Source organism: Pseudomonas sp. SDO5271_S396 (genome assembly GCF_054071795.1).
Genome location: NZ_JBSVWB010000003.1, coordinates 42,268 through 54,782, shown reverse-complemented (window position 1 = coordinate 54,782; position 12,515 = coordinate 42,268). Strand labels below are relative to the sequence as shown.

Genomic DNA, 12,515 nt, shown 5'->3' with positions numbered 1-12,515 from the left:
ATGAGTGGCAACTTCCTCGCCCTGGCTCAGCCGGGCGTGCAACAACTGTCGCCTTACGTTCCGGGCAAGCCTGTGGACGAGCTGGCGCGCGAGTTGAACCTGGACCCTTCGAACATCGTCAAGCTGGCCAGCAATGAAAACCCGTTGGGCCCGAGCCCCAAGGTGCTGGCGGCGATTCGTGAAGAGCTGGCCGAGCTGACCCGTTATCCGGACGGCAACGGCTTTGCCCTCAAGTCTCTGCTGGCGGAAAAGTGCCGGGTCGAGATGAGTCAGGTCACCCTGGGCAACGGTTCGAACGACATTCTGGAACTGGTGGGCCGTGCTTACCTGGCGCCGGGCCTGAACGCGGTGTTCAGTGAGCATGCGTTTGCGGTCTATCCGATTGTGACGCAGGCCGTGGGCGCTGATGCGAAAGTGGTTCCGGCAAAGGACTGGGGCCATGACCTGCCAGCGATGCTGGCCGCCATTGATGCGCAGACCCGTGTGGTGTTCATCGCCAACCCGAACAACCCGACCGGTACCTGGTTCGACGCGCAGGCGCTGGACGACTTCCTGCAGGACGTGCCTGAGCATGTGCTGGTGGTGCTGGATGAGGCCTATATCGAATACGCCGAAGGCAGCGACCTGCCGGATGGTCTCGACTTCCTCGCCGCTTTCCCGAACCTGCTGGTGTCGCGCACTTTCTCCAAGGCCTATGGCCTGGCATCGTTGCGAGTTGGCTATGGCCTGTCCACAGCGGTGGTGGCCGATGTGCTGAACCGTGTGCGCCAGCCGTTCAACGTCAATAGCCTCGCCCTGGCGGCGGCCTGTGCGGCGGTGAAGGATGCCGAGTACCTGGAAGAAGGTCGACGCATCAACGAAGCCGGCATGCTGCAATTGCAGGAAGGCTTCCGCGAGCTTGGCCTGGGCTGGATTCCTTCCAAGGGCAACTTCATTTGCGTCGACCTCGGTCAGGTGGCGGCGCCGGTATTCCAGGGGTTGTTGCGTGAAGGCGTGATCGTGCGCCCCACAGCGAATTACGGTATGCCGAATCATCTGCGTATCACCATCGGTTTGCCGGCTGAGAACAGTCGCTTCCTGGAGGCGCTGGCCAAGGTTCTGGCCCGTGGTTGATGTCACTGCATTGCAACCTGCTGTGCCTATGATCGGTCGCCTGGTGGTGGTCGGTCTGGGGTTGATCGGTGGCTCCTTCGCCAAAGGCCTGCGTGAAAGCGGCCTGTGTGGTGAAGTGGTCGGTGTGGATCTGGACCCGCAATCGCGCAAACTGGCGGTTGAACTGGGCGTGGTGGACCGTTGCGAGGCGGACTTGGCGCTCGCGTGCCAGGGCGCCGATGTGATCCAGCTGGCCGTGCCGATCCTGGCCATGGAGAAATTGCTGGGCGTGCTGGCAGGCATGGAGCTGGGGCAAGCGATCCTGACCGATGTCGGCAGCGCCAAAGGCAATGTGGTGCGCGCGGCGCAACAGGCGTTCGGCGGCATGCCGGCGCGCTTCGTGCCGGGCCACCCGATTGCCGGTTCCGAGCAGAGCGGGGTGGAGGCGTCGAACGCACAGTTGTTCCGTCGCCATAAAGTCATCCTGACGCCGCTGGCGCAAACCGATCCGTCGGCGCTGGCGGTGGTGGATCGCCTGTGGCGTGAGCTGGGGGCGGATGTTGAGCATATGCAGGTCGAGCGTCACGACGAAGTGCTGGCGGCGACCAGTCATCTGCCGCATCTGCTGGCATTTGGCCTGGTCGACTCCCTGGCCAAGCGCAACGAGAACCTCGAGATTTTCCGTTATGCCGCGGGTGGCTTCCGCGACTTCACGCGGATTGCCGGCAGCGACCCGGTGATGTGGCATGACATCTTTCTGGCCAACCGCGAGGCGGTGTTGCGCACCCTCGACGCCTTCCGCAGCGACCTTGACGTTCTGCGCGACGCGGTCGATGCCGGGGATGGCCATCAATTACTGGGCGTGTTCACCCGCGCGCGGGTGGCGCGCGAACACTTCAGCAAGATCCTGGCGCGCCGGGCTTATATGGAAACTGCAGTGAACGCCGATGATCTGACTTTTCTCGCCAGCCCGGGTGGCCGCTTGAGTGGCCGTATTCGCGTGCCGGGCGACAAGTCGATCTCCCATCGGTCGATCATGCTGGGGTCGTTGGCGGAAGGCGTGACCGAAGTCGAAGGTTTCCTGGAGGGCGAAGATGCCCTGGCGACCTTGCAGGCATTTCGTGACATGGGGGTGGTGATCGAAGGGCCGCACCATGGACGGGTGACCATTCACGGTGTGGGGTTGCATGGCTTGAAGCCGGCGCCGGGGCCGATCTATCTCGGTAACTCGGGCACCTCCATGCGTTTGCTGTCCGGTTTGCTGGCGGCGCAGCGTTTCGACAGTGTGCTGACGGGCGACGTCTCCTTGTCCAAGCGCCCGATGAACCGCGTAGCCAAGCCTCTGCGGGAAATGGGCGCGGTGATCGAGACCGGGTCTGAAGGGCGTCCGCCGCTGACCATTCGCGGTGGTCAATCACTCAAGGGCCTTACCTACGCGTTGCCGATGGCGAGTGCGCAGGTCAAGTCCTGTCTGCTGCTGGCGGGGTTGTATGCCGAGGGTGAAACTTCGGTCACTGAGCCTGCGCCAACCCGGGATCACACCGAGCGCATGTTGCGGGGCTTTGGTTATCCGGTGGCCGTCAGCGGTGCGACGGCTTCGGTCGAGCCGGGGCATTCGCTGACGGCCACCCATATTGAAGTGCCAGGAGATATTTCGTCGTCTGCGTTCTTCCTGGTGGCCGCTTCTATTGCCGAGGGTTCCGAGTTGTTGCTGGAGCATGTCGGTATCAATCCGACGCGGACCGGGGTGATCGATATCCTGCGCTTGATGGGAGCTGATATCACGTTGGAAAACCTCCGTGAAGTGGGTGGCGAGCCGGTTGCCGACCTGCGCGTGCGTGCGGCGCCGCTAAAGGGTATCGAGATTCCCGAGGCGCTGGTGCCATTGGCCATCGATGAATTCCCGGTGTTGTTCGTCGCGGCGGCCTGTGCCGAGGGGCGCACTGTTTTGCGCGGGGCTCAAGAACTGCGGGTGAAGGAGTCTGATCGCATCCAGGCCATGGCCGACGGTCTGTCCGTGTTGGGGGTGAAGTGTGAACCGACCCCTGATGGGATTATCATTGACGGTGGCCTGGTGGGCGGCGGTGACGTTCACGCCCAGGGCGATCATCGGATTGCCATGGCGTTCAGCGTCGCCTCCCTGCGTGCGGCCGAGCCGATTCGCATTCATGACTGCGCCAATGTTGCTACGTCTTTTCCGAACTTTCTTACACTGTGTGCCCAAGTCGGCATTCGTGTTGCCCAAGAGGCTCAATTGTGAATATCAAAGCACCGGTGATTACCATCGACGGACCGAGTGGTTCGGGCAAGGGCACGATTGCCGGCATCCTGGCCAAGCGTCTGGGTTGGTGCCTGCTGGATTCCGGCGCGCTGTACCGCCTGCTGGCGTTCGCTGCGCGTAATCATGGCGTCGACCTGACCAACGAAGAGTCCCTGAAGCTGCTGGCCGCGCATCTTGATGTGCAGTTTGTCGGTGCGACAGAGGGGCACCCTCAGCGCATCATTCTGGAAGGGGATGATGTCACCGACGACCTGCGCAATGAGCAAGTGGGCTCCTGGGCTTCCCAGGTGGCGGCATTGCCGGCCGTGCGGGATGCCTTGCTGCAACGTCAGCGTGCCTTTCAGGAGCCGCCGGGCCTGGTGGCCGATGGCCGCGACATGGGCACGGTGGTATTTCCGGACGCGCCGCTGAAGATTTTCCTGACCGCCAGCGCCGAGGAGCGGGCTCGCCGCCGCTACTTGCAGTTGAAGGGTAAGGTCGATGGTGTTAGTCTGTCGAGTCTGCTAGATGAGATACGTGCGCGTGACGAACGTGACACCCAGCGTGCGGTGGCCCCGCTCAAACCGGCGGCCGACGCCATACAGCTGGATTCCACGGAGTTGTCCATCGAGCAGGTGCTGGAACGCATCTTGAGTGAAATCGCCATTCGCGATATTGCCGGGTGACCAAGAAGGCTGCAGGGGACCAGTCATAGTCCTGTGGTGCTTCTTTTAATTGAAACTAACCCACATCGTCTGGGGTGTGGAGATGGGCGTATTCTTCGCCCTTATCAACAGGAATTAAAATGAGCGAAAGCTTTGCGGAACTCTTTGAAGAAAGCCTAAAGACCCTGAACCTTCAGGCAGGCTCCATCATCACCGGTGTTATCGTTGATATCGATTACCAGGCTCGCTGGGTAACCGTTCACGCTGGTCTGAAGTCTGAAGCGCTGATCCCGCTGGAGCAGTTCTACACTGATGCTGGCGAACTGAACATCAACGTCGGTGACGAAGTTCACGTTGCTCTGGACTCGGTTGAAGACGGTTTCGGTGAAACCAAGCTGTCCCGTGAAAAAGCCAAGCGCGCTGAATGCTGGATTGTTCTCGAAGCAGCCTTCGCAGCTGAAGAAGTGGTCAAGGGCGTTATCAACGGTAAGGTTAAAGGCGGCTTCACTGTCGACGTTAACGGCATCCGTGCGTTCCTGCCAGGTTCTTTGGTCGATGTTCGTCCAGTGCGCGACACCACGCACCTGGAAGGCAAAGAACTCGAATTCAAGGTCATCAAGCTCGACCAGAAGCGCAACAACGTTGTCGTTTCCCGTCGCAGCGTCCTGGAAGCAGAGAACTCCGCCGAGCGTGAAGCTCTGCTGGAATCCCTGCAGGAAGGCCAACAAGTCAAAGGTATCGTCAAAAACCTCACCGACTACGGCGCATTCGTCGACCTGGGTGGCGTGGATGGCCTGCTGCACATCACCGACATGGCTTGGAAGCGCATCAAGCATCCTTCCGAAATCGTCAATGTTGGCGACGAGATCGATGTCAAGGTTCTGAAATACGATCGCGAGCGCAACCGTGTTTCCCTGGGCCTGAAGCAACTGGGTGAAGATCCATGGGTCGCTATCAAAGCCCGTTACCCAGAAAGCACTCGCGTGACTGCGCGTGTTACCAACCTGACCGACTACGGCTGCTTCGCTGAGCTGGAAGAGGGCGTTGAAGGTCTGGTACACGTTTCCGAAATGGACTGGACCAACAAGAACATCCACCCTTCGAAAGTCGTACAAGTCGGCGACGAAGTGGAAGTCATGGTTCTGGACATCGACGAAGAGCGTCGTCGTATCTCCCTGGGCATCAAGCAGTGCAAATCCAACCCATGGGAAGATTTCTCTGGCCAGTTCAACAAGGGCGATAAAATCTCCGGCACCATCAAGTCGATCACCGATTTCGGTATCTTCATTGGTCTGGATGGCGGCATCGACGGCCTAGTTCACCTGTCCGACATCTCCTGGAACGAAGTAGGCGAAGAAGCTGTTCGTCGCTTCAAGAAGGGCGACGAGCTGGACACCGTTATCCTGTCGGTTGACCCAGAGCGCGAGCGTATCTCCCTGGGTATCAAGCAACTGGAAAGCGATCCGTTCTCTGAATACGTTCAGGACAACGACAAAGGCGCAATCGTTAAAGGCACCGTGAAAGAAGTTGACGCCAAAGGCGCCATCATCGTTCTGGCCGACGATATCGAAGCGACTCTGAAAGCCTCCGAAATCAGCCGTGACCGCGTTGAAGACGCGCGCAACGTTCTGAAAGAAGGCCAGGAAGTAGAAGCCAAGATCATCAGCGTTGACCGCAAGAGCCGCGTAATCCAGCTCTCCATCAAGTCGAAAGACGACGCTGAAGAGAAAGAAGCCATCCAAAGCTTGAAAGACAAGCCTGCGGATAGCATCGCTGCTGGTCCTACCACTCTGGGCGACCTGTTGCGTGCACAAATGGAAAAACAGAACTGAGTTCTGTCAGACCATAAAAAAGGGCGACTTCGGTCGCCCTTTTTTGTGCCTGAAATTTGTTGATTCAACGACCGAGAACCCTTCGCTATAGATCGGGGTCAGAACTGATTATAGTGTTCAAAAAGTGATCTCCGCGTTGCGGCTTCAATAAGGATTTGAATGAACAGGTTTATCGTATTATTCGTCGCCATCATGCTTGCAGGCTGTGCGGCAACCAGCGCCAAGACCCATGCCAAGCGCGGTGTGAGCGGCATAGAGATCGATTGCTCAGGCCTGGGTAACAAGTGGGAGAAGTGCGAGAAACGCGCTGCCCGGGAATGCAAGATGCAGGGCTACAAGGTCATCACTCGGTCCAGTGACGCCAAGGACGAAGAGGGTGATTACCTGTTTGGCTGGAACCCGGCTGGCGCCGTGACTCGTACCATGTTGGTAATCTGCAATTAAAGGCAGGCACAGGCTTGCGGCAGATTGCCATCTGCTCGGTGGATAAGTTGCCCGGTGGGCTGTTCAAATTCATCAAGTCATGCTAAAACCTTCGAAGCGCTTTTCCTAGCTGCTTGAAAAAGAAGGGAAAAATATGACGAAGTCGGAGTTGATCGAACGAATTGTCACCCATCAAGGGCTGCTCTCATCCAAGGATGTAGAGTTGGCTATCAAGACCATGCTTGAGCAAATGTCGCAGTGCCTGGCGACTGGCGACCGAATTGAGATCCGTGGGTTTGGGAGTTTTTCTCTCCACTACCGCGCACCGCGTGTGGGCCGCAACCCGAAGACTGGGCAGTCGGTGAGTCTGGATGGGAAATTTGTGCCTCATTTCAAGCCGGGGAAGGAGTTGCGGGATAGGGTGAATGAGGATGAGGAGGCGGTTTGAAGCCTCTTAAGGAGGGGGTCATGACTAGTCTAAAGCGCGTGCTGACACTTCTGGTGCTTGTAGTGTCGGTGCTGTTTGTTTTGCTTTTTGTACTTGAAAATCAGCAGCCTATTTCTTTATTGTTCTTGGGCTTGGCGAGCCCACAAATACCTGTCTCTTTTTTTGTCATATTGGCGCTGCTGGTGGGGCTGGCAGCTGGGCCGTTATTTGGATGGGTGTTTTATCGTCTTTTCAAGAAACGAGATAAACGTTCGGTTTGACTCTGAAATTCGCTGAAAGATCAGTGATTTGCGTCTGTTGAGCGTAATTCCGTCAGGGATAGGGTGCTGCTATTTGCTCCTTTAACCAACGAACCGCCGTAGCTCCTTCGATATCCGATAGTCTGTTGATCGGGGGCGCTCGATAAGCGCAGATACGCGTTGTTCGGTCTTTTGCCGTTCGAGCCTTATATTTGCGTTGAAGTCCGCTCTCCCATGTTTATCTATCCTCTCCTGTTTTTTGTGTCGAGCTGAAATTGCTGTGATGTAGTTTGTCATATTCCTTGACTGCTGCTTGGCCCTTTTCCGTTTTTCTAGCTTTGATTGTCTAGCAATTTACCCAGGAAAATGAATACCCGCGCGAGGGTATCGTTGGGCTGAGTAAACGTAGCTGTGTAGCAGTGCGTGTAGCCTACGGTGGCCTGTATCTCGGATTTGCATGGAAAAGGATCGTTGCCAAGGTCGTACGAACGTTGCCTGTAGTGATTCTGTATACTTTCTGATGCTATCCGGCGTGATTATTGGCTAGTGGAGTGATGAGTCAGGAATACGCCATAGCATAGTTTCAGATACGCTAATAGCGCATGCTCTGAGTGTGCCTTCTAGACGTTGTCTTCCTTGCCCCACCATACAGAATTTTTCTCCGTCCCGGGCGCAGAAGTGACAAGTATCTTGTTAAACTGTGGCGTAATGATGGCCATTAGCTTCGGCTTTCCAGGGGGCGCCCGGGTTCGGCAGCAGCACACTGTTAGAGGTCAGGCAGAAATTTTTAATCAGTCTCATGAGGCCCAAAGTTCAATTTTTATACCGCGGTGAAGTAAGCTGCGCGGAAAATAAATATGAATGCTCATGTATAAGTAGGTGAGAATAAAACGCATGGAATTACGCGTCGAAATACTAGACAAACCGGCTATTTCAATTGTAGTTCCGGTATATAGAAGTGAAAGGACACTTCGTGAGTTGTATTTACGCATAGTGAAAGTTATGGAGATCTTGGGGGCATCCTTTGAGTTGATATTCGTTGAGGACTCTGGCGGAGATGGTTCTTGGGATATTATACGGGAAATGGCCGCTGGGGATCGTCGAGTTCGTGGAATCAATTTTAGCCGGAATTTTGGTCAGCACGCCGCGACGATATGCGGATTTTCTGCATCGAGAGGTGATTGGGTAATTACACTTGACGATGACTTGGAACAAGCCCCAGAGGATATTCCTGCCTTATACGAAAGGGCGCTACAAGGGGCGGATTTGGTTTACGGTGTTTATTCTGAGCGTACTCATAGCGTCTGGAGAAATGTATCATCTGCTATTGCCAGGTGGATGTTTAATAAAGCAATTCCATCTTTAAACTATTCATATACTAGTTATAGGGTTGTTCGAGGGGACATCGCAAGGGCACTGTCTAAGTTTGACTCGCCTTATCCTTTTGTTGATGGCTATTTGTCCTGGCTGACTAATAATTATGCAACAGTTGCTGTTGCCCACGATGTCAGAGCTCATGGGTTAAGCAATTATACGTTTAAAAAGCTTATGACGCATACCGTAAATATATTTGTGACATTCTCTGATTTGCCTCTAAGGGCCGCTAGTTGGCTAGGATTTTTTTCGTTCTTAGTAGGAGTTGGATGGCTGCTGGTGATTTTTTTGAGTTTTCTCTCTGGCGGCGTTACTGTTTCGGGATACGCATCAATAATGGCAGGGATACTTGCATTTGGAGGCGTGCAACTGTTAGTGCTTGGAGTTTTTGGGGAATATTTGGGACGAATAAACTTTAAATCTTCAAGGAAGCCATTGTACCTTGTTAAAGAAGCAGCAGGTGTGGAGGGGAGTGAAAAGTCAAGCCGATCGGGTTGATCGGTGTGATGTGTCAGTAGGTGTTATTTTGGTTTGTAATATGAAATCTGGATCAGTTTCGTAGGTGAATGAGATGAAGATCGTATACTTGTGGGGGAGCGACTTTAGCGTTGTTCTGGGTGAGGATTTGATAAGAGAGAATGATAGTTATATTGTTGTCCCTGCCAATGACTCTGCTTTTCCTAATGATCTTCAGGATGGTGCATGTAAAGCGTTTGGCGACCGTGTGATTAAGGTTTCTTATGATCAAGAAGAACTCGTGCGTGTTATTGAGGTGCTTGATCCTGATGTGATTATTTCGATGGGGTGGAGGAGGATTCTTGGGGGGGGGGTGTTGCAGAAGTTAAGCGGTAAAATAATTCTGAATATTCATCCCGCCCTGTTGCCAGAATATAAAGGTTATCATACTGAGCCTTATGTCATCATGAACGATGAGAAAGAACACGGTATTACTGCGCACTACTTAGAGGCCGGTCTTGATAGTGGAGATATTGTTCATCAAGCTAGATTTTCAATTTCAAAATTTAGTACGACGAACTCCATCAAGGCCCAAGTTAATGAAATAATGCCTCATTTTCTTCGTGAACTCTTTTTGATTATTCGTTCAGGGAAGATTAGGCGGGTGGTGCAGGATGAAAAATTGAACAAGATCGTTGCGCCAAAAAGGCGTCCTCAAGACTCCGAAATTGATTCTGGAAAAACGCTGGATGAATTGTACGATACTCTTCGTGCATGTAACGACGAGCGTTACCCTGCGTTTTTTTATGTAAATGGAGAGCGAGTTTTTATTTCAATATGGCGGGACAAGGAGGCTTGCCGTGAACACGACCTCGAAATCTGATGTGTCTTCTGAGGGAGAAGACGCTACAGTTTTTTTTTATGAGCAGCGCGCATCAACTGTGATATTCAATATGGTCAACAGTTGTTCGTCCACAGGGCCATTTTTATTGCCTGCTAATATCTGCCCTGTTGTTCCGTTGGCTTTGCTTAAAGCCAATAGGCAGTTTGAACTTATTGATATTTCTCCAGAAACGTATTGTATCGACCATGAGAGAGTGATGGCGCGTTGGAAGTCGTCGGGCGAGGTTCCGGCGGGTTTAATCTATGTAAGGTCTTATGGTGCGGTTTTCGATACTTCCGAGTTTTTTTCGGAGATTAAAACGATATCACCTGATGCTTTGATTATTGATGATCGCTGCCTATGTATGCCGAACTTTGATGGTATCGTCGCTTCCTCCGCAGATGCTGTTGTTTTCAGCACGGGATATGCTAAAAGCGTGGATATTGGCTTTGGTGGCTATGGTGTTGCCAGGAGTGGGTTTTCTTATACTCGTAAAGATCTTCGATTTAATGAGGCGGATCTCAGCAAGATTACTCACAACTATAAGCGGTCCCTGACGGGGCGGGAGCGTTACATTTATGAGGATTGCGATTGGCTGGATGCGCGCAGGCCGCCGCTCGACTGGGACGCTTATAGGGCCTTGGTGGAGCAGGAGTGTCGCCGATCGCAATGTCAAAAAATACGTATTAATACCGTTTATAGGACTCGGATGCATTGGGTTAACCAGCTTTCCGAGGCTTTTCAGACTTGGAGGTTTAATATTATTGTCAGGGATCCGCTCACTATTTTGAGCCATTTGCAGAGGGAAGGGTTGTTTGCAAGCAGTCATTATGACTCTCTGGCAGGTGTGTTTGATACAAGCAATGCGCCTGTAGCCGAAAGGATGAAGTCAGTGGTGATAAATCTTTTTAATGATCGATACTTTGATGAGGCTAAAGCTGCCTTATTGGTCGAGTGCCTCAAGAATTTTAAAGTTATGCGTCCAGAGTGTTTCTATTAAATGAAAACTGTAGTGGTGTTGCAGTCAAATTACATTCCGTGGAAAGGCTATTTTGACTTGGTTCATGAGGCGGATGTTTTTGTGTTCTATGATGATGTTCAGTATACAAAAAACGATTGGCGAAATCGCAATAAATTGAAGTCGGCAAATGGCGTTGATTGGATTACCATTCCAGTAGGTGGTGGTGTTAATCGTCTTATATGTGAGGTTGAAATCTCCAATACTTCCTGGCAGGTAAAGCACTGGAAGACGATAGAGCAGAATTACAGGAAGTCGCCCTATTTTTCCATGTACAGGGATATTCTGGAAGCTGTTTATATGGGAAGGCAATGGCATAATCTATCCGAACTCAATCAATTTTTAATTCGAACCATTGCTGTTGATATATTGGGCATTGAGACGACTTTTGAGAGTTCTAGAAATTTCCCCCTTGCTGGAAAAAAAATGGACAGGCTGCTTGATCTGGTGGTGCAGGTCGGGGGGAGTAGGTATTTGTCGGGGCCTGCAGCATTGCAGTATATTGAGCCCCGTTGTTTTTCCGATGTGGGCATACAGCTGGATTGGAAAGACTACGCAGGTTATCCTGAATACTCTCAACAGTTTCCACCATTTGAACATGGTGTTTCAATACTCGATCTATTATTCAATGTTGGCCCCGATGCAAGTTGGTATATATGGGGATGGCGTGAGGAGAGAGCTTCAGGTTTTTAAGGTCGATATCGCGGAACGATAGATATCTGCGGTGCAAAAAGTGTATTCATGCAGAATGGTCGCCCTTATTGAATCGAAAGGTGGGGTTTGATGAAGTCAGAAAGACGCTGGGTAGTGAATTTGGTCTCTTTGCGCATTGTAAGATATTGCGGTGTGGGAGTATTTGTTAACGGCGCAGGATACGCACTTTTTTTGTTAATGATCCTTGTTGGGCTGAGCCATAAGTTGTCTGCATCACTTACCTATTTTTTAGGTGTTTTGGCAAGTTTTGTACTTAACCGGGCTCTGGTGTTCAGGAGTGTTGTCACATGGAGGTCGGGTTTTTTTCGCCTTTGCATAATGTTGTCTTTAGGGTACGCAATCAATATTTCGATGTTATATGTCGGGGTGGACGTTTTTAAATTGCCTGCGAGCATTGTTCAGTTGGTGTCGATTGTGTGTGTCTCGGTGTTTTTTTATTGTGTAAATAAATGGTTTGTACATAAAGAGAGCGAGGTTTAAGGATGCTGGTCAAAAATCGTAGACTAATTGTTTTTTTATATTCAGTGTATAGCTATTCTTCGGTGCTGGCGTGGGGGGGGCTAAATGTATTACCTCAGTTTGTCAGGCAATTTATTTTTCGTCTGGTATTCAAACATCTTGGCCGTGCGGGATTTATCGATTATGGTTGCTTCGTCAGGTACCCATGGCGTGTCTCAATAGGCAATCATGTCGATATAAATCGCGGTTGCGAATTGTACTCGTCGATGCAAACATCTGATGGCTTGATTGTGCTCGAAGATAACGTCGTTTTGGGGCCGGGTGTTACTATATTCGCTTCGACTCATGACTATGCGTCTCTCCAATTGCCTGATTTATCGGCACCGGTGAAAATATGTCGTTATGCTTGGGTGGGGGGGAAGAGTATTATATTACCGGGTGTTGTAATTGGAGAGGGTGCCGTTATAGGTGCTGGCTCGGTAGTTACCAAGGATATTCCTGCTTACTGTGTGGCTGTGGGCAATCCAGCGAAGGTTATAAAGAACAGAGTGCTTGATGAGGTTGGCGATTGATTTTCCGATTGTTAGGAAGTCAATAAAGTCTGAGTACGTTGTTATTCTGACCTGTAAATATTGGTTTTTACAGGGGCCAT

Annotated in this window: 12 protein-coding genes and 1 pseudogene; all 13 read left to right on the top strand. The window is 52.1% G+C overall.

Annotation, left to right across the window (positions count from 1 at the left end; all coding sequences use genetic code 11):
• On the top strand, positions 1-1,113 hold the full coding sequence (hisC, locus tag ACW9IN_RS03365) for a histidinol-phosphate transaminase (RefSeq protein ID WP_457364534.1): 1,113 nt from the start codon (positions 1-3) through the stop codon (positions 1,111-1,113).
• A 28-nt stretch (positions 1,114-1,141) separates the two neighbouring features.
• The gene (locus ACW9IN_RS03360; RefSeq protein WP_457364745.1) at positions 1,142-3,352 is read left to right on the top strand and encodes a bifunctional prephenate dehydrogenase/3-phosphoshikimate 1-carboxyvinyltransferase; all 2,211 of its coding nucleotides are present in this window, start codon (positions 1,142-1,144) and stop codon (positions 3,350-3,352) included.
• A complete protein-coding gene (gene cmk / locus ACW9IN_RS03355) occupies positions 3,349-4,038 on the top strand; it encodes a (d)CMP kinase (protein ID WP_016971485.1) in 690 nt (229 codons plus the stop codon). The genes ACW9IN_RS03360 and cmk overlap by 4 nt, the downstream gene beginning before the upstream one ends.
• A 119-nt stretch (positions 4,039-4,157) precedes the next feature.
• Complete coding sequence (rpsA, locus tag ACW9IN_RS03350; RefSeq protein WP_457364533.1) at positions 4,158-5,849, top strand: 30S ribosomal protein S1; 1,692 nt, start codon at positions 4,158-4,160, stop codon at positions 5,847-5,849.
• A 159-nt stretch (positions 5,850-6,008) separates the two neighbouring features.
• Positions 6,009-6,293 carry a hypothetical protein gene (locus tag ACW9IN_RS03345; RefSeq protein WP_457364532.1) on the top strand — a complete coding sequence of 95 codons (285 nt, stop codon included), beginning with the start codon at positions 6,009-6,011 and terminating at the stop codon, positions 6,291-6,293.
• A gap of 133 nt (positions 6,294-6,426) precedes the next feature.
• Positions 6,427-6,720 carry an integration host factor subunit beta gene (gene ihfB, locus ACW9IN_RS03340; protein WP_457364531.1) on the top strand — a complete coding sequence of 98 codons (294 nt, stop codon included), beginning with the start codon at positions 6,427-6,429 and terminating at the stop codon, positions 6,718-6,720.
• Between the two features lie 20 nt (positions 6,721-6,740).
• Positions 6,741-6,980: a LapA family protein gene (locus ACW9IN_RS03335; protein ID WP_457364530.1), complete on the top strand. Its 240-nt coding sequence runs from the start codon at positions 6,741-6,743 to the stop codon at positions 6,978-6,980.
• 873 nt (positions 6,981-7,853) lie between these two features.
• A complete protein-coding gene (locus ACW9IN_RS03330; RefSeq protein ID WP_457364529.1) occupies positions 7,854-8,831 on the top strand; it encodes a glycosyltransferase family 2 protein in 978 nt (325 codons plus the stop codon).
• Positions 8,832-8,904: 73 nt separating this feature from the next.
• The gene (locus ACW9IN_RS03325) at positions 8,905-9,672 is read left to right on the top strand and encodes a formyltransferase family protein (RefSeq protein ID WP_457364528.1); all 768 of its coding nucleotides are present in this window, start codon (positions 8,905-8,907) and stop codon (positions 9,670-9,672) included.
• Positions 9,650-10,672 carry a hypothetical protein gene (locus ACW9IN_RS03320; protein WP_457364527.1) on the top strand — a complete coding sequence of 341 codons (1,023 nt, stop codon included), beginning with the start codon at positions 9,650-9,652 and terminating at the stop codon, positions 10,670-10,672. The genes ACW9IN_RS03325 and ACW9IN_RS03320 overlap by 23 nt, the downstream gene beginning before the upstream one ends.
• Complete coding sequence (locus tag ACW9IN_RS03315) at positions 10,673-11,383, top strand: WbqC family protein (RefSeq protein WP_457364526.1); 711 nt, start codon at positions 10,673-10,675, stop codon at positions 11,381-11,383. It begins immediately after the preceding gene.
• Positions 11,384-11,473: 90 nt separating this feature from the next.
• Positions 11,474-11,884: a GtrA family protein gene (locus ACW9IN_RS03310; protein WP_457364525.1), complete on the top strand. Its 411-nt coding sequence runs from the start codon at positions 11,474-11,476 to the stop codon at positions 11,882-11,884.
• Positions 11,885-12,261: 377 nt separating this feature from the next.
• A pseudogene (locus ACW9IN_RS03305) lies at positions 12,262-12,435 on the top strand (DapH/DapD/GlmU-related protein); the annotation flags it as partial.
• Positions 12,436-12,515: the final 80 nt, after the last annotated feature.